Here is an 18,738-nt window from a genome sequence, read left to right on the forward strand (position 1 = left end):
TTCCGAAAGGATGATGAATCAATGCAGCGCAAATTGAATCTGCTTCTTCTCTTGTTCAGTCTGATCGGCGGAGCGGTCGCTTTTGTTATCGGCGAGCTGCTGTTGGGCCGCCTGCTTGGAGACTGGCCGTCCATTTTGGTCGTCGGCCTTTATTTTGCCATTGTGGCGCTTGGCGTGGGACTCGGCTGCCTGCTGGCTGAGATGATTTCACCCCGGCTGAATGGCTGGTCGTGGCGCCGGCGGTACCTTGGCTTGTCGTGGAAGCTGCTCCCGTTGACCGTCGTCATGCTGCTGGGTGTTGGAGTATTGATGGAGTTCGTATATGAACTCAATTTCGGCGGCATGAAGCCGGTCAAGGATATCGTGATGGTCATCGACGACTCCGGTAGCATGCAGCAGAGCGACCCCGGCAACAGCCGCTATTCTGCAGCACGGGATCTTGTGATGCTGATGGACGGCGATAACAAGGTCGCCGTGCTGACGTTCAGTGACGAGGCGGCGGTCGTCCAGCCTTTGACTTCGCTTTCGAAGGCGGAGAACCGGGAGCAGGTAACGGCGGCGATTCAAACTCTGCAGACGACGCAGGGAGGAACGAATCTCAGAGAAGCGCTGACGGAGGCGATGAATGTCATTAACGGCGACAATGCCGCCGGCCGTGGAGCGATGGTTATTCTGCTGTCGGACGGGGTAAGCCAGCTTGATACCAGGGCGGAACTCCAAGAGTACGTGGACCGGGGCATCGCGGTCAACACGATCGGACTCAGCATCAGCGATCCTTCAGGCCCGGATCTGCTTAGGGACATCGCCGGGACAACCGGCGGGCAATATTACGATGTGGCCGATGCGAATCGTCTGGCCGACATCTTCCGCCAGATTTACGACCGTCTCGGCGACCGGACGCTGCTTACGGAGCGGACGGATAACACGCAGCACAGTCCTTATTACGCGACCCTGCGCATTCTGTCGCTCGTATTGATCGGGGCCGCGCTCGGACTCGGACTCGGCATTGTCTTCGACAACCGCCACCTGGCCAAAAGCTTCGGCCTGGGCGGCATCGTGTCCGGCCTTCTGGCCGGCTTGACGCTGGAATTCGGCCTCGGCGGACACGCCTTCCTGAATGCGATGGTGCGGCTGCTTGCCGTGCTGCTGCTGGCGGGCGTGCTCGCGCTGTTCACCGCGGTCGTTCCGGTGGGGGAAGGACGGCTGACCCGCCGCGGACGCGGAGCGGAGCAGCCGTCCGCACGTCCATCGCAGGGCTACTCGCCCCGCAGGAACCGGAGCAGCAAAGGCTTCTAGCAGCAAGGTAAAGATACTAGGAAAGGGGCTGTGCGGCGATGAGGTACATCGAGCTTTCACCGGACTTGCCGGTTATCACGGATATGACCTCACGCGTGGAAGACCGGCTATGCACACTCCGTTGGCGCTGGCCGGACGGCCTGCAGGCCGTCTATGTCCACAAGGGCCCCGAGGTCGGGACTTATCCGGAGGATGACAGCCATCTGCCCGGCGGTTTGAAGCTGTACACGCGTGAAGAATACAAGGCGAACGGCGGTTATCATGACCGGCTGGAAGACATCGGTCCGGTGGTCTACACCGTGTTCGCCCGTCTGACGGAGAATGGGGAGGCACTGCTGGTCCGGCAGAGGGACGGCTTCAACCGGGCTTCCGTCAGCGCGGGCAAGGCGCTGATCTATTACGCGATTAACACCAAGCGGGGCTTGTTCCGCAAGGAACAAACCGTACATATGACGATTACGGCAGAAGTTCCCGTTGGCAGAGATGTGCTGTGCTATGTCAAAAAGCACGGCGGTTATCCGGCAGCGAAAGAGGATGGCATCCTCTTTCCGTTTGTGCAGGATTTCGCGCCCGGACGCAACGCCCTTCCGCCGATCGAGATCGGCAAGGACGATCGCATTCGCATCTTTTTTACCGACGGGCCGAAGTACGGCCGCTACTACGAACTGGTGCCGGAATGAAACAGGGTGCCTGCGGCGGCGGTTCGTCCATGACGGCTCTGTGATGAACACAGGCGAAAGGTTGGCATGAAATCGCATGGCTGTGGGAATGCCGGATGTTTTAATGCAGACTTCAAAGCTGCCGCCGGATGTTTGAGGGTTGCTGTTAATAATAGGAATTCCTCCGTCTAATATTCAGTAAAAGGCATCTTGTCGTATCGTTAAAGGGAAAATTCCGGCTAAATAGAAGGTGCGCCGCATTCATGCCTCCGCGATCCTGCCGTTTTTGCCATATAAAACGACCGGTATTTTCCAATACACAAGCTGCGCCCTATTAAGTGTTCTGCTATTTTTATGAGAAACGTTTCCGTCCTTAAAAGGACGGCGCAGCCGTTTCTTCCTGAAATATAAGAAAGTATAAGTTGGGCGCTTATCGTTGGGTCTTATATTTTTACGAGAAACGCACCTGCGTCTTGACAAGACGCTGTCAGGCGTTTCTTCTTAGGAGGGTGAACCTATGTCTTTTTTCAGCCGCTTTTTGAAGAAAAACCAGCCGCAGCCGCGGCCGCTTTTTTACGATATCGTATGCCCGTACTGCTTCAGCAAATTCGCCCCTTCGGAAGTGGCCTTTCGGGCCATGCACAGCCGGGAGGACGACGAAGATTACGCGCTCGGCGAAGATGACGAGCTCAATAAATACCGCGAGCGGTTCGGGCTCGACTCGGTGGACGATCTTGAAGCGATTATTCGGCCGTCCGACATTCCGGAGGAGCATCATCATTACACGGATCATGTGCTGACTGGCCTTACCGACCGCTACGGGGTGCTTACGCGCAGACGGCTGTGCCCTTACTGCCACAATGAGCTGCCGGTAACGGCGGGCAAGGTGCCGAGTAATATCATCTCCATAATCGGCGCTTCCCAGGTCGGCAAATCGGTCTACATGACCTCGCTCATCCACACGCTCCAGCATACGACCGCCGGCCATTTCGACGCCGCCTGCATGCCGCTGAACGCTGAAATCAGCCGGAAATTCCGCACGCTGTACGAGGACCCGCTGTTCGAGCGCGGCGATCTGCTGTCTTCGACCCAGAAGGAGAAGATGCAGGAGCCGTTTATTTTTCAATTCGTATTCAAAAATGAGGAGAAGCCGCCGCTGACACTCGTCTTCTTCGATGTTGCGGGCGAGGGCATGGTCGATCAGGACTACCTCGGGCTGCACGGCCAGCATATCAAAAATTCGGCGGGTATCCTGTTCATGGTCGATCCGCTGCAAATCCGCTCCATCCGCGAAAAAATCCGCATCAATATCGGCGACCGCCCCGGCGAATGGGTGTCGCAGTACGATGAGCCGCGTGACGTGGTGCTGACACTGTTCGGCGATTTCATCGCCTATCAGGAGAAGAGCCGAACGGAGATTCCGACCGCCGTCGTGCTGGCCAAGAGCGACATGCTGCACTCGCTCAAGGACGAGGACGGAGATTACATCAAGGCGAACAGCAATGTGTTCAACAATTACGTTCACCGCGGGAAGCTGAATCTGGACGAAGTCGGCAATATCGACGGCGAAATCAGCCGTTTAATCGAGAAGGTGGACCGTCCGTTCAAGGATACGATGGATGTGTATTTCTCCAATACCGCCTACTTCGCGGTTTCGGCGCTTGGCAGCAATCCCGTCGATCAGAAAATCGAGGGCGTCGTCAGTCCCGTTCGGGTGGACGAGCCGTTCCTGTGGCTGCTGCACACGCTGAAGTTCATCGAGGGGAGCGATTAAACGGTGAGTATTCATTCGGAAGCCGGCGTCGCCCAGCAGATGTATACGCGTCAGCGGCGCGGCGTCTACCGCTCCACGGAGGGCTTTGACACGGTGGCGAAGTCGGAGAGCCTGGACAACAATTTCGTCAAAAAAATCCTGCACCCTTTCTGCCTGTACGACGCTCCGGCGGAGCTGGCGGCAAAAGGCGAGAAGAACGAGTCGCAGTATCCGCCCGCGCTGCATTTGTTCCATCTGGAAAGCGGGGAGACCGTGCTCGGACAAAGCGTCTTCCAGGCTGCGGATTTCACGGGTCTGCGCAGCGCTTTTTTCACCCATAACTATGTTCTTCCCGCCCTTCGCGCTGAAGAAATCGTTCGGGATTACGGCGGTTACCTGCATGCGGATTTTGCAAAAGGCTTCAGCGGAGAACCGGGCGAAGCCCTGCCGGAGCTGAGCGGCATCCCGGCTTCGCGCCGAAACCGTCCCCGCGCGGCGGACGTTCTGAAATCGCTCGGCATTGACAGGGAAATGTTCAAAAGCCTGCTTCAGGCGATCATGCAGTCGATGTCCGGCAAAAAGAAAATTTATATATCCCTGAATGTCCCCGTGAGTGAGCTGTCGGCGAGGGCAGCCGACCTGACCGAGGTGCTGCTCGGCTGCCTCCCCTTCGAATTCCGGCGCAGACTCGGCGTTATCACCTATGCGAAAGAGCCCCAAAGCCGCAAGTACATCCACCTGACATTCGTGGAAACTGGTTCGCTGCGTCCCGGAGACCGGGCAACCGAGAAGGACTTTATTTTTGATCTGGCAGCGGGACGGACGCTGGGCGCCGATTTCTCGGCCTCGCCCCAGCCGTTCCTTGAGCTCGCTTGGAAACTGCTGCTGCGCGGACTGGAGACTGCGGATGATTTTGCCGTGTTTGCCGACATGATGCTGGGAGGCGAGCCTGCGGAACGGAAGCTGTCGCTGGCGGCCTATAATGAGCTGGCCGTGTTTTACCGGATCGAGCAGGGGGACGAGGCTTTATACCGGGAGAACAAAAGCGCCGTGCTGAACGGGCTGCTGAGCTATCTTGGCGGAGAAGGGGCGCTGGAATCAAAAATCCGGCTGAACGACCTGTTTCTGGAGCGCTTCGACCGCGAATTCGACGCCGTCCGTCAGAAAGCCATACCGGAGCCGGCTGTTCTGGAAAGCTTCCGGGATTATTTTTCGCTGAAGGGCCATAATTACCGGGCGCGGATTGTCGATTACTTTATCAACGGGATGCTGAACGCGCAGAATGCGGGCCGGGGGGATTCTCTGGAGGAGGCTTTCGGAGTGGTCGAGAGCGGCGGGGAGCTGGCTGCCGCCTTTTTCCGCAAGCTGCTGACGACCCCGGTCTTTGGACGCCTTCTGTTCCAGCCTTATGTGGAATCCCGGCTGGCATCCGCCGCGAACGCTGCGGACCTGCTGGAATTCGTGGCGGACTGGGATCGTTTTATGCCCGAAGCGCTCCGTCAACCGGCCGTCCATGACGCGCTGCTGGATTATTTGCCGGAGAAGCTGGAGCGCGAGCGTGATCCGGTGGGTGCTGTGGCTGCGATCCATGATCGCATTGAGCAAGCCGAGAAAGACCGCCGCCGAAGATCCGGCATTCGCCCCGAAGCGCTGGCGCTCCAGAAGGAACTGGCAGCGGCGGCGGACCGGTATTTGCTGGAGCGGCTTTCGCTTGACGATATTACGCAGGAGCAGCTGCTGGAGCTGTCGTTCGTTCGGTATTCCCTTGAAATGGGCGCATGGGACCCGCCGCTCGACCTGCACAGCAGACGGAAGGCGAATGTGCTGCGCACGGCGTACCGCTGGTTCGGCGAAGAGGACCCGGACGAGCATATTTTCTACGGCCTGTCCCCGCAGGAGATGGACGATGTGCAGCTGCTGGGACGACGCTGGCTCAAGGAGAACCGGGGAGCGGAGCCGTTTGCCCGCCTGCCGCTTGCCTTCTACCACAGCCCTGCCCGCGATGGAGGGCCGCTGGAGTACGACGCACTGCTGGAGCATCTCCGCCGGAAGGCGGATGGCGATAAGGAAGAGGTGTACCGCTTTCTGGCCTGGTCGCAGGACAATCCGCTGTTCGCCATTTCCTCCAAGAAGCTCCAGCCGGGCTACCGGCGGGCGATTCTGAAATATTTTGCAGGCCATGACCGTGAAGCGTTCAAGAGCCGCGATTTCCGTAAAAATCATATGGCCGCCGCCGGACCCGCGTTGCAAAACGTATATGGCGAGGCCCGGTCGCAGCTCGCCTCGCCGCTGGCGCAGTGGGTGCGCCGCCGCCGGTTTCAGCTGATGATCTTCGGCGCGGCCGTCATCGTTCTGCTGATCGCGGGAGTCCTTGCCGCCCGCCTGCTGAAGGGCGGCGGAGACGAAGCGGCTCCGGCAGCCTCGCCGCAGCCTTCGCCTTCGCAGCCTGCGTCAGGCGTGAGTTATCTCGAAGCTGCGGCGTATCTTGTGCATGGCGACGGTAAGGGCGGAAGCTCGCTGCTGTTCGCCTTCGCCTCCGCAGACGCCTGCCGCGAATTTAACCCGGCGGAGATTCAAGTGGATTCCGGGACCGGACAGGCTGAAATATATAAAGTAGACAGCCTGACCCATAACTGCGAACTTCCGGCATCCGCAAGCCCTTCGGATGCCGGAGACGCGGCGGGTGCCGGAGAAGCAGCCGATTCGGGAACGGTGGATGGAAGCGGAGGAACGGCCGGGAACGTAAGCGGCAGCCAAGGCCAGGCGGAAGCAGCGTCCGCCGGCGAGAGCGAAGCCGCCGCGGAATCTTCGGCGGCGTCGGCCGTTCCGGAGGCCTCTCCCGGCGGGGACGTTAACGCCGATTCGCCTTCGCCGTCAGAAGAGCCAGCCGCCGGGTCAAGCGATTCGGGTTCCCCGGCTCCGGCCTCACCAGGCGCAGGAACTTCCGGCCTTGCGCCTTACCAGGTGAAGGTGACGCTCGTTTCCTCTCCGGAGCTGACCGCCGGAAGCGCGGTCAAAGCCGAAGACTACACGCTGGTACTGATGGAAGATCCGCAGGCGGCCCCGTCTCCTTCCGCAAGCACGAGTCCTCCGGCGGAATAACGGGTGATTTTCCCGTTTTAATTAATGGCCGAATGGCCTGCCATGTATGGACAACCCCTGCGATAACCGATATGATAAAGATTGTCAAAATTTAATATAGTCTTAAAAAAGGTGCGGGCCGATTACAAGCCTGCTTAAAAGGGAAGCCGGTTGGAATCCGGCGCGGTCCCGCCACTGTACATGCGGAGCAACCCTCTGAAATCATGCCACTGTTCACGTAAAGCGGGAAGGCGAGAGGGAAGCGATGAGGCATAAGCCAGGAGACCTGCCTTTTTTAGTCAAAGTTCGGTGTCCTTCGGGGGGTGAGGGCATCTGACATTTGCGAGCGTTCGATGCCGGGAAAGGCTTTACAGCATGGATTCCCGGCTCATTTTTCCGAAAGACCGTCCCTCCGGGGGCGGTCTTTTCTTATTCGGAAGACTCCCACATTATTCAGGAGAGAAAGAGGTTGAAGAATGAAGAACAGGATTTCTTCCAGAATGTTTGCGCTGGGAATGGCATTATTGATGATTTTTTCATTATTGGGCGTGCCGTTTGCTCCTGCGGGACAAGCGCTTGCCGAAGCGGCGGATTCCCAAACGACGGGTGCTGCCGATGCCGGGTACGCTGCGGATGCAGCTGCGGCTACCCCGTCTTCGCAGTCGATCGGCGTAACCGATGCCGTTTATTCCGCGGCCGAGTATATTTTAAAGCAGGGCGTAGCCTCGGAATGGCAGGCAATCGGCTTGGCCCAAGCCGGGTACAAAGTGCCGAGTTCCTACTCTGCCGCGCTTAACCAAAAGGTAGAGAAGGCGAAAGGGATCTTTTCGGCCGTTACGGAATATGCAAGGTACGCTTTAGCGGCTAAAGCGATCGGAGAAGACCCGACCCATATTGAAGGATATAATCTGATCGAATCTATCTACAACAGCGGCGGAATTACCGGGCAAAGCCTGAACAACGCCGTCTACGGATTGATCGCACTGGATTCCGGCAGCTATACGGTGCCGTCCGATGCGAAATGGACCCGTGACAAGCTGGTTCAGCACATTCTTTCCAGACAAAATGGCGACGGGGGATTTGCCCTCAATAGCGGAGGCTCCAGCGAGCCCGACCTTACGGCAATGACTTTGGCCGCTCTGTCTCCTTACAAGAGCGATCCGGCTGTCGCCACCGCCGGGCAAAAAGCGGTACAATGGCTGTCCGCTCAGCAGAATACGACCCACGGAGGCTATGGAGAGAGCAGCGAAAGCGTCTCGCAGGCCATTATCGGCCTGACCGCATACGGCGTCGATCCGGCCGGTTCCGATTTCACCAAGAGCGGCAGCAATCTGATCAGCCGTCTGATGAGCTTCCGTACGGCAGATGGAGGCTTTGCCCACCTGCTGTCCGGCGGCAACGACGCTTTTGCCACGGAACAGGCGCTGCAGGCGCTTGCCGCATACAGCCTGTTAACGGGCGGCGGCGACAGTAATCTGTATGATTTTATTGCGAATCCGCCGGCCGTGCACCCGCTTGTCCAAGTGTCCGTAGCCATTGAAGGACCGACGGCTTCTTTGGGCGAGGGCAATGTGTACGGCAGCAGCGCTTTGGACGCGCTGAACAAGCTGGCGGAGACCAAGGGAATCTCGGTGGTCAATCCGACCGGCAATTACGTGACGGATATCGGCGGCATTCCGGCGGGACTTTTCGGCAGCTTGTCCGGGTGGTCGTATGCAGTCAAGAGAGACGGTGAATGGGTTGCCATCGATGTCGGCATGAAAGATTTCGTGCTTAAGGATGGCGACAAGCTGGACATTTATTATGGGAACTATGGTTTCACTCAACTGATTGATTCCGTATCCTTCTCACCGCAGCAACCAAAGCAAGGAAAGGCGCTTGAGGTTAACGTTATTCAAAAAACGTGGGTGTGGGACAATGAGACTTTCACCTCGCATCCAGTGACCTCTCCGGCGGCAGGCGTCTCCGTCTCCATCGGAGGCAAAACGGCCGCTACGAACGACCAGGGCGTCGCTTCCTTTGGAACCGATCTGACGCCGGGACCACAGACGCTCCAAATAACCGGCTACCAGGACAATGCCGCGCCGACTATCGTGCGCTACACCGGGTCTGTTACGGTTCTGCCGAAGGAAGTGCCGGTGTCTTTGGCGGTGGAAGGTCCACAGGGAACCATTATGGAAGGCTCCATTAGCGGGTCCGTTGCGCTTGAGGCTCTTCAAAGATTGGCCGATGCCAATCATACGGCGCTGGATATTACACAATCCTCATACGGAAGCTTTATCAGCGGCATTGGCGGAATCAGCGGCGATATGAATAACTGGTGGTCGTTTGTCGTTCAGCGCGGGGGCAAGTGGATTTATCCAAGCGTCGGAATTGGCGACTTCGAACTTCAGGCGTCGGACAAGGTGCTTGTTTATTACGGCGGCTACTCAACCCAGGTCGTCGATTCATTGGAGCTTTCGCCTTTGCAGCCACAGCCGGGGCAGGCTTTTACGATTAAAGTCACTCAAGTTCAATGGGTGTGGAATAACACAACCTACAGCTCCGACCCTGTCACTTCACCAGCTTCCGGCGTGAAGGTAAGTATCGGAGGTCAGACGGAGGTAACGAATGACCAGGGCATCGCTTCGTTCAGCGGCCTATCGGCCGGCAGCTATGCAATCGAAGTGACCGGTTATCAGGCTGGCGGTGCGCCAAGCGTGGTGCGATATACGCAGCAGACAGCCGTTTCCGCACCGCCGGCGGTTTCCACGGCAACCCTTTCCGTTGTCGGCGACAGCGTGAAAGGAACGATTCTTCCAAGCACCTCCGTCGCTCTCAGCGCGGGGGACAGTCCTTACAGTCTTCTTCACCGCACGCTGGGCGGCAAAGTAGAATCGCGGACAACTTCAGGAGGCGTGTACGTCTATTCGATCGACGGTCTGGCCGAATTTGACAGGGGCGCCGAGAGCGGCTGGAAATATTTTGTCAATGGAAGCGAACCGTCTGTCAGTGCCGATAAGTATGTGCTTAAAGACGGGGACGAGGTGCTGTGGAAATATGTGTCCTCTTCGTCGGAAACATCGACCGGCGCGGCTTCAGGCACAGGAAATCCGGCAGCTTCCGGCGTGTCGATTACTTCCGCAAATACGCTGCCGCTGAATCAGGTTGGCGCGACAACAGCGGTCAGCGGCACTCCGATGACGGCTGAGAAATCCGCCGAACTGGCCAAGACGCTGGCAGCGAACAGCGTATCCTTTGCCCAGCTCGCTACATCGGCGGGGACTGCCTTGAAGGATGCGGCCGGCGAGGTGCAGCTGCAAATTCCAGCGGGCGCGGTAGAAGGCATCGCCTTTACCATCGGTGTGCAGGAGCAGCCTTCATCCCGGCCTGAGCTGGTATCCGGCTTGTACGAGTTCACGCCAAACGGAACGAAATTTGCCAAACCTACGGATCTCTCCATCCAATTTCCAGTAGGGGCGCGCAATCCGCAAAATCTGGCGCTGGCCTGGCTGGATGAAAAGAATGATCAATGGATTCCGGTTCCGGCCGTGCTGGATCTGTCGACGGGAACCATTACCGGCAAGGTGAGCCATTTTACCAAATACGCTGTAGTCGACCGCAGTAAATGGGAGGCTGCCGGAAGTGGAGTGAAAGCAGATATTTCTGCAGCGGCAAAATGGATCCTGTCGGCGGGCGAGCTTAGCGATTGGCAGGCCTTCGGCTTGGTCCGTTCCGGCAATGCGCTGCCGGCGGGCTATCTGGAAAGCGTGCTGAAGCAAATATCGGAGAGCAAGGGCGAATTCCGCAAGGTGACCGATTACGAGCGGCTGGCGCTGTCTGTGGCCGCAGCCGGGGGGAATCCGCGAAATGCGGCGGGATATGACCTGATCGCCAAGATCTACAATAACGAGAGCCTGACGAAGCAGGGCAGCAATGGACCGATTTTTGCGCTCCTGACGCTGGACAGCGGGAACTATTCCGTACCGGTAAATGCGCCATGGACCAAAGCCAAGCTGGTGAAGTGGATATTGGATATCCAGAACACGGACGGAGGCTTCCCGCTGGCAGATGACGGAGAGAACAATGTGGACCTTACCGCGATGGCTGTCGCCGCGCTGTCCGCGCACAAGGAGGAAACCGGTGTACAGGCAGCCCTTGATAAAGCGGTGGCCTGGCTGTCGGCGCAGCAGCTTGAAGACGGCGGCTATAAGCTGTCCGGTGAAGAGAACAGCGAAAGCGTGTCGCAGGTTATCATCGCTCTTTCCTCCGCAGGTATCGGACCGGGGGATGCCCGGTTTGTAAAAGCGAAGGGAAGCCTGCTGGGCAATCTGGCAACGTTCAAGCGCAGCGACGGCGGCTATGCGCATACCATAAACGGCGAGAGCAGCGGGCTGGCGACTGAACAGGCGCTGCTTGCCCTGACGGCATACGATCTTTATCTGAACGGAAAAGGCAAGCTGTACAGCTTGGCAGAAGCCCCGGCGGCAGCCGCTTTCGTATTCGCCGACGAGAAACAAATCTCGGCATGGGCGCTGTCTTCGGTGCATGAAGCCTATGACCAGAAGCTAATGGAAGGCGTAGGGGGAGCGGCTCCGTCGTTCGCGCCGAAATCGGCGATCACCCGGGCGCAGTTCGCGGCTCTGCTTGTAAGGCTAACCGGCAATACGCCTGCCGATGCTTCGGCCGTTTCCGGCTTTAACGACGTCAAGTCCGATTCATGGTATTATGGATATGTTATGAAAGCGAAAGAGCTTGGCGTAATCGGCGGGGTAACGGCAGCCTCGTTCAAGCCGAACCAACCTGTCAGCCGTCAGGATATGGCGGTAATGATCGCTAGAGCTTACAAACTGTCGCTTTCGTCCAAAACATCCTTCGAGGATGGCGCCGCAATCGGCAGCTACGCGATTGACGCCGTAAACGCGGTAACGGAGAAGGGGTATATGACCGGCTTTGGCGGGTCGTTTGATCCGGCTGCCGCCGTAACGCGGGAGATGGCGGCTGTTGTGGCAGTCAGACTGCCTTAGCATTCTGGCTGGAGGTGTACTTGAGCGGCAGCACGCAGCTATTGCCCGGGGAGATGGCTGCTCTGCCGCGGAAGCTTTGACGTTCTTTTCCGGGCCGATAACGGAGAAGTTTAAGACTTACAGGGAAAACCACCCTCTAATTTTCGTATTTTTCTTCTTTCTCTTTGACTTAGATGGAATTTCTCCTTCTAATTCCTGGGGAGAAGGCTGAAGTAGAGGTTTTCACCCAAAATAAAGGGAGGATTTCCCGGTAAACGCCAAAAGGAGGAAGCTTTCCTGAAATTAGCGGGACTTTTTCCTTCTATTTGGAATAGGAGAACAACAAGCAATGGATAGAGGAACGAGCAACGGGAGAGCAACAAGCGGCAAATAATGAGTTCAAAATCTCTCGCCCTTTGCAACGATTCTTGGCGCATCTTCTCCGGGCGTTGGCCATCGCTTGGCAGCGGTGCTGGGGCGCTGTGCACGGATTCGTTGCGTACCTTGCCTGGCAATGGCGTTCCGCCCTGCATGTTGCAAAGAAAGATAAGCGGGAGAAATTCCGTCTCGCAATTTCTGAATGTAATCATACAAGCTTTAATACAATGAACGGGGGCGCTCTGCTGCCCTCGTTCTTTCCCTTTACACGGAGGTGTTCCCATCTTGATGTCAATCCGAAAAGCGGGCGCCGGTTCCCTAGCGCCCCTTCTGCTTGCAGCCGCGCTGCTGCTGTCCGGCTGCGCGCCGGACCGTAACGAGGCGGCGGTAACGAGCCCGCCGCCAAGCGCCGCCGGCACGGACACCGGCGGCGCCACAGCCCCGGCTTCGGCTCCGCCCGAAGCCGCCACGGGCAAGCCCGGCGTCAGTCCGGCGCCGGGCGGTACGGCAGCGGCTGATGCGTCCGCCGCTGCGCCAAACCCGGCCGGGCCTGCCGCCGAAGCGGCCCGGCCAGCGTCTCCCGGCGCTTCGCAGCCGCCGGGAGACGGCGCAGCCGCCGCGCCATCGGCGGCGCCAAGCGCCGGGGCCGCTTCGCCCGGCCCGGCGTCCACAGGCGCGCAGCCGCCGGCCAAAGCGGCTGCCCCGCCAGCTTCGGCTGCGCCGAAGCCGTCCGCGGCCGCGAAACCGGCCGCCCCGGCGCAGCCGAAGCCTACGGCGGCGGAGGCGACGCCGCCGTCATCCGGCGGCGACCGGCCCGCTGCCGAGCAAGTCGCCGTCACAATGTCCATTGTCGGCGACAAAGAGCTTGGAACCGTTCTGCCGCCGACCTCGGTAGAGGTGGAGGAGGGCGACAGCGCACTGGATGTGCTGAAGCGGGTCACCCGCCAGCATAAAATCCAGATGGAGTACCGCGGCGCAAAAGCCGTCGGTTACGTGGAAGGCATCGCCAACCTGTACGAAATGGACCGGGGCGCCGAGAGCGGCTGGATGTACCGGGTGAACGGCAAGTTCCCGAGCGCAAGCGCAGGGGCTTACGGGCTGAAGCCTGGAGATAGGGTCGAATGGCTGTATACGCTTGATATGGGCAAGGACCTGGGAGCCTCAAGGTGAGCGGCTTCCGGTCCATGCATCCGTCGGTGGCCGTAGTCTATTACGCCGGGCTGCTGCTGTTCACGCTGCTGCTGTTCCATCCGGTGTTCCTGCTGACCGAAATCGCGGCCCTTCTCGGCCTGATGCTGCTGCAGGGACAGGGGCGACGGATAGCGGGGAGCCTGGCTTTTTGCCTGATCGTCGCCGTTCCAGCGGCACTGCTGAACCCGCTTTTTTCGCACAGGGGAGCCGTTATCCTGTTTTATTTCATGGATCAGCCGATCACGCTGGAAGCCGTGCTGTACGGGCTGATGATGATGGTTGTGCTGATTTCGGTTTTTGTTATCTTTCTTTCGTACAACTATACGGTAACACCGGATAAATTCATGTACCTGTTCGCGTCGACGGCTCCTAAAAGCGCCCTGATTACGCTCATGACGCTCCGTTTCGTTCCGTTGTTTCAGCGGCGGCTGCGCCGGATAGCGCTGATTCAGGGCGCGCGCGGAGTGTCGGTCCGCGAAGGAAGCCTACGCTCCCGCATGTCGGACGGCATGACACTGCTGAAGACGCTGCTGACCTGGTCGCTGGAGGAAGCGCTGCAGACCGCCGACTCCATGAAAGCGCGCGGATACGGCATACGCCGCCGAACCTCTTATGCGGTGTACAGGCTGGATCGGCGTGATATCCGCGTCCTGGCCGGGCTTGGAGCCGGGGCGCTGGGTACCCTGTGGGGCTGGTTTCAGGGATACGGCATGCTGATGCTGTATCCCCGGTTGAAGCCGCCGGTATTTACTTGGCAGGAAGCGGCGATGTACGCCGCCTTTTGTCTGTTCGCAGCTCTTCCCCTCTGGGTGGAAGGAAAGGAGAAATGGTTATGGAGATCGTCCGCACGCAAGAGCTTACCTTCCGCTATCCAGGGGAAGAAAGGCCTTCACTGGACGGGCTATCGTTCACAATAAAAGAGGGCGAATTCGTCGTCCTCTGCGGTCCCTCGGGAAGCGGCAAAACGACGCTTCTGCGGCATTTGAAGCGGGAGCTGACCCCGGTGGGGGACGGAAGCGGCGCGATTTATTACAGAGGCGCAGAACTGCCGCTTCTGCCGCCGGAGACCGCCGCCGGGGAAATCGGTATGGTTTTCCAGAATCCGGAGGCGCAGATCGTGATGGAGACGGTATGGCAGGAGCTTGCTTTTTCCATGGAAAATTTGGGTCTTTCCCCGTCCGTCATGCGCGGAAGGCTTGCGGAGATGGCCGGACTGTTCGGGTTGGAGCCGCTGCTGTACAAACCGGTGCATGAACTGTCCGGCGGGCAGAAGCAGCTCGTCAATCTGGCTTCCGTCCTGCTGCTGCATCCCCGGCTGCTGCTGCTGGACGAGCCGACCTCGCAGCTTGACCCGGTAGCGGCCCGCGAGTTCATTTATCTGCTCCGCCGCCTGAATGAGGAGCTGTCGATGACGGTCATTATAAGCGAGCACCGACTGGAAGAAGCGCTGCCGCTGGCGGACCGCGTGCTGGTGATGGAGAACGGCAGAATGGCGGCGGACGGAAGCCCCCGCGAAATCGTGCGCGCCGCGGGGAGCAGGCTTGGAGAAGGGCATTATGCCTATTTGCCTGCAGCTTCGCGTTTGTTTCTGGCCCTGTCAGCCTCCCCGGCCGCCGCGCCGACGGATACAATTCCCCTGACCGTGCGGGAAGGTAAACGCTGGCTGGAGTCGGCTGTCGAAGAAGCGCAATCGGCGTCCCCGGTCTCTGCGGAGAGGTCCATTCCGAGCGCTGGCCCTCTGGAGAAGAATGCGGCCGGTCCAGCTCGGATAGACCTGACCCGGCTGGGCGGGAGCGGTAAAGGCAACACGCTTGAGGGAGCACGGCTCTGGGAGAACGGGGGCGTCGGATCTTCATTTTCACGATCCGGCTCCGGCGCTTTCGCGGGTGAGGCGCAGTCATCCGGCACCGGGGAGACGCTGCTGGAATGCCGGGAGGTAACCTTCCGTTACGAGAAGGACGGGCCGGAGATATTGAAGAAGCTCGATTTCTCGCTGTACCGGGGGGAGCTTACCGCTATCCTTGGCGGAAACGGTGCAGGCAAGTCCACGCTGCTGCAGCTGATGGCCGGACTGCTGAAGCCGCAGCGGGGCCGTGTGGCGCTGCCAAAAGGCGTTACAGCCGGTTACTTGGCGCAAAATCCGCTGCTGTATTTCAGTCATGACACGGTGTCTGAAGAACTCCGGCATATGGCGAAGTACGCCGGACTGTCCGATTCGGAAGGTAAACGGGAAATTGCCTCGCTGGCGGACGCTTTCGGCCTCGAAGGCGTGCTCGGCAGTCATCCGCATGACATCAGCGGCGGCGAGCAGCAGAAGACGGCGCTGGCGATGGTGCTGCTGCTGCGGCCGGATATTCTGCTGCTGGATGAGCCGACCAAAGGGCTGGACCCTGCCGCCAAGGAGCATTTGGCAGAATTGTTGACAGCGCTGGCGGTGGCCGGGAAAAGCGTAACGTTCGTTACGCATGACGTCGAGTTTGCGGCGCGCTACGCTTCCCGCTGCGCTATGTTATTTGACGGAAGCATGGCGGCGGAAGGGACGCCGGAGGCTTTTTTCGGAGCGAATTATTTCTATACGACAGCCGTTAACCGGATGGTCCGCGACCGGCTGCCGCAAGCATTGACCGTAGAGGATGTGATGGCCGATTGGCAAAGATTCGTTTCCCGGTCCTGATCGCGCTTGGCCTGTTTATCGGGGCGCTCGCCCTGTCCTCGGCGCTCAAGGACCGACACTACCTGCTGCTGAGCCTGGTGCTGCTCTGCGCCGCGCTGCTTCCGCTGTTTCTAAGGCTCGAACGCCGCAAGCTGGAGCCAAGGGAGCTGGTCCTGCTAGCCGTTCTTGCCGCGCTTGCCGCCGTAAGCCGGATTCCATTCGCCGCGCTGCCCAGCGTCAAGCCGGTGTCGGCCATTGTTATTTTGTCGGCGTATGTATTCGGGGCGGAAGCGGGCTTTCTGATCGGAGCGGTTGCGGCTCTCGTCTCCAATCTGTATTTCGGCCAGGGGCCGTGGACGCCGTGGCAAATGTTCGCCTGGGGGATGGTCGGGTTAACCGCCGGCTGGCTGCGCAACACGCGCTGGATGAGAACAAGACCCGGGCTGCTGCTGTTTGGTTTCATATGGGGCTTTTTGTTCGGATGGATTATGAATATTTGGCATCTGATCGGCCTGCCCGACGCTTTTAGCTGGGGACTCATAGCGACCGTATACGCCGCCAGTTTTTATTTCGATCTGGCGCATGCGCTGTCCAACGTCGTTTTTCTGTCCATTTTGGCGGGAGGCTGGATCAAGGTGCTTGAACGTTTTCGCAAAAAATACGGGCTGCTTCGTTAGAGAACGGCTAACTTGTCATGACAAGCCGGCGGATTGTTAATCTGCCCGGCTTTTTTTGTTGTAATTTGTCGTTTTTTAATTCAAATCATTCAATTTAAAAAGGAGTTCTGCCGATAAACAATTGTATATGTAAAAAGTCACCCGGAGAGTGAGGATCACAATGAAAAATTTGAAATTGATGTATAAAATGGGACTTATTATGGTTATCGTCCTGTTTGCGCTGATTAGTGTGGGAGTAGTAGGGATAGTTACCGGGCAGCAACTGGCGGATCGTTCCAAAGTGATGTATAAGGAGAACCTGCTGCCTGTTCTGTGGTCCGCCCAAATCCGAATCAACAACGGTTTGATCGAATCGGATTTATTGGAGCTTATGATGACGAACGACGCGGCAAGCAATGCGAAGCTTACCGAGGATGTCGAAGCGAAGAAGGCGAATAACGATGCCCTGGCTAAGAAGCTGCTTCAAGTTTCTTTCGGTACGGCCGAAGCCATAAATAAGCTGAAAGAATATGAATCGCTGCTTCCGGAATACCGGAGCCAAAGAGAGCAGATCATTACGCTTGCCAAGGCTAACCGCAAAGCGGAGGCCTATGCTCTTTTTTCGGGGGATTTCAGCACGCTGCGCGGCAAAATGGTAAATCTGCTCGACAATGCAGGCAGTCTTCTTCAACAGGATGCGGAGAAGCAGTACGCGGACGCAATGGCACAAGCAAAGAGCACACGGAACCTGAATATTGTCCTGATTATTGTTTTTACCCTTCTTACCCTGCTGATCGCCTTCTTTATCGTCCGCATGATTACTGAGCCTTTGGCCATACTGCGGGAGAGCATGGGAAAAGCGGAGCAGGGAGACTTGACGGCTGCGGCGGCGTACAGCTCCAAGGACGAAATCGGTCAAATCAGCGTTTCGTTTAACGGCATGCTGGCGAGCCTGCGCCGTATGATGCAGAGCGTGTCGGAGAGTGCGGAGACCCTGTCCGCTTCTTCCGAGGAAATGAGCGCCAGCGCCGATCAGACCTCGCTGGCTTCCAATTTGATTGCTTCCACCGCTTCGGAATTGGCCGCAGGGTTTGAAACGCAGATGTACAGTTTAGCCGAGACGAACGCTTCCATCCAGGCGATGGCGGAGGATATCTCGTCGGTGGAGAGCGGGGGCCGGCAGATGTCGTCCCTGATGGCGAAGGCGGCGGATTCTGCCGACCACGGGGCGGACAAGGTCACCCAAATTGCGGAGCAAATGACGCAGATCAACGCCAACATGACCGAAACGCAGAGAATTATTGCTTCATTGGCCGGATTGTCCGGGGAAATCAGCGACATTATTACGACGATTAACGGAATTGCGGGGCAGACGAATCTGCTGTCTCTCAATGCCTCCATTGAGGCCGCCAGAGCCGGAGAGGTTGGACGAGGCTTTGCCGTCGTAGCGGGAGAGATCAGGAAGCTGTCCGAAGAGACGGCCAAGAGCTCGCTTCACATAACCGGCATTATTACGCAAATTCAGCAGCAGACCGGAGAAGCCGTGGAATCCATGTCCCATGGGGCCAAGCTTGCGACAGAGGGCGTGGCCGGAAGCGGCGAAATTTCCGAGGCATTCTCCGATATCGTCGCCTCTATCCAGGATGCCATCCGGCAGACCGAAACGATCAGTAAATCGGTGAAGCATGTTTCCGAAGAATCCGGAGATCTGGTCGCCGTTATGGAAATGGTGAACGAAATTTCGCAAAAGGGCGGAGCGGGCGTCGAGGATGTCAGCGCGTCAAGCCAGGAGCAAATGTCGGCGATGGAAGAGATGTCGAGTTCAGCCCGTTATCTGGCTTCGCTTGCGGAGGAGCTGCAGAAGAATCTTGCCGGGTTCAAGCTGTAAGGCCGCAGGGGCATCCAGCTTACAAATAAAAATGGGGATGTTCCCAAAAGTCATCCTGGATGACTTAGGGATCGCCCCATTTGACGTCCCAGTCGGGAGCCAGCCCTTACGGGCTGCCTTAAGGAACGACTAAGCGGAATTCCTCCGTTAAATTAGCAGGATAACAGGCTGATATCCGAATTATAAGGAAAACATCCA

Annotated in this window: 10 protein-coding genes and 1 riboswitch; all 10 genes read left to right on the forward strand. The window is 58.2% G+C overall.

Annotation, left to right across the window (positions count from 1 at the left end):
- The first annotated feature begins 21 nt into the window (after positions 1-21).
- Positions 22-1,296: a vWA domain-containing protein gene (locus EH198_RS17145; protein WP_124696747.1), complete on the forward strand. Its 1,275-nt coding sequence runs from the start codon at positions 22-24 to the stop codon at positions 1,294-1,296.
- A gap of 38 nt (positions 1,297-1,334) precedes the next feature.
- Positions 1,335-1,976: a beta-mannanase gene (locus tag EH198_RS17150; protein WP_124696748.1), complete on the forward strand. Its 642-nt coding sequence runs from the start codon at positions 1,335-1,337 to the stop codon at positions 1,974-1,976.
- Positions 1,977-2,472: 496 nt separating this feature from the next.
- On the forward strand, positions 2,473-3,729 hold the full coding sequence (locus EH198_RS17155; RefSeq protein ID WP_124696749.1) for a TRAFAC clade GTPase domain-containing protein: 1,257 nt from the start codon (positions 2,473-2,475) through the stop codon (positions 3,727-3,729).
- 3 nt (positions 3,730-3,732) lie between these two features.
- Positions 3,733-6,810, forward strand: coding sequence for a GAP1-N2 domain-containing protein (locus EH198_RS17160; RefSeq protein ID WP_124696750.1), 3,078 nt, complete (start codon positions 3,733-3,735; stop codon positions 6,808-6,810).
- A 92-nt stretch (positions 6,811-6,902) separates the two neighbouring features.
- Positions 6,903-7,097: riboswitch (cobalamin riboswitch) on the forward strand.
- A 168-nt stretch (positions 7,098-7,265) separates the two neighbouring features.
- Entirely contained in the window at positions 7,266-11,795 is a 4,530-nt protein-coding gene (locus EH198_RS17165; RefSeq protein WP_124696751.1) for an S-layer homology domain-containing protein, read from the forward strand.
- Positions 11,796-12,440: 645 nt separating this feature from the next.
- A complete protein-coding gene (locus tag EH198_RS17170) occupies positions 12,441-13,322 on the forward strand; it encodes a DUF4430 domain-containing protein (protein WP_124696752.1) in 882 nt (293 codons plus the stop codon).
- Positions 13,319-14,260, forward strand: coding sequence for an energy-coupling factor transporter transmembrane component T (locus EH198_RS17175; RefSeq protein ID WP_124696753.1), 942 nt, complete (start codon positions 13,319-13,321; stop codon positions 14,258-14,260). The genes EH198_RS17170 and EH198_RS17175 overlap by 4 nt, the downstream gene beginning before the upstream one ends.
- Positions 14,176-16,017, forward strand: a complete 1,842-nt coding sequence (locus EH198_RS17180) for an ABC transporter ATP-binding protein (protein ID WP_185702940.1) — start codon at positions 14,176-14,178, stop codon at positions 16,015-16,017. Before EH198_RS17175 ends, EH198_RS17180 begins: the two co-directional genes overlap by 85 nt.
- Positions 15,990-16,673, forward strand: coding sequence for an ECF transporter S component (locus tag EH198_RS17185; RefSeq protein WP_124696755.1), 684 nt, complete (start codon positions 15,990-15,992; stop codon positions 16,671-16,673). Before EH198_RS17180 ends, EH198_RS17185 begins: the two co-directional genes overlap by 28 nt.
- 160 nt (positions 16,674-16,833) lie before the next feature.
- The gene (locus EH198_RS17190; protein WP_124696756.1) at positions 16,834-18,540 is read left to right on the forward strand and encodes a methyl-accepting chemotaxis protein; all 1,707 of its coding nucleotides are present in this window, start codon (positions 16,834-16,836) and stop codon (positions 18,538-18,540) included.
- Positions 18,541-18,738 lie beyond the last annotated feature (198 nt).

The organism is Paenibacillus rhizophilus, assembly GCF_003854965.1.
GTDB classification, from domain to species: domain Bacteria; phylum Bacillota; class Bacilli; order Paenibacillales; family Paenibacillaceae; genus Paenibacillus_AQ; species Paenibacillus_AQ rhizophilus.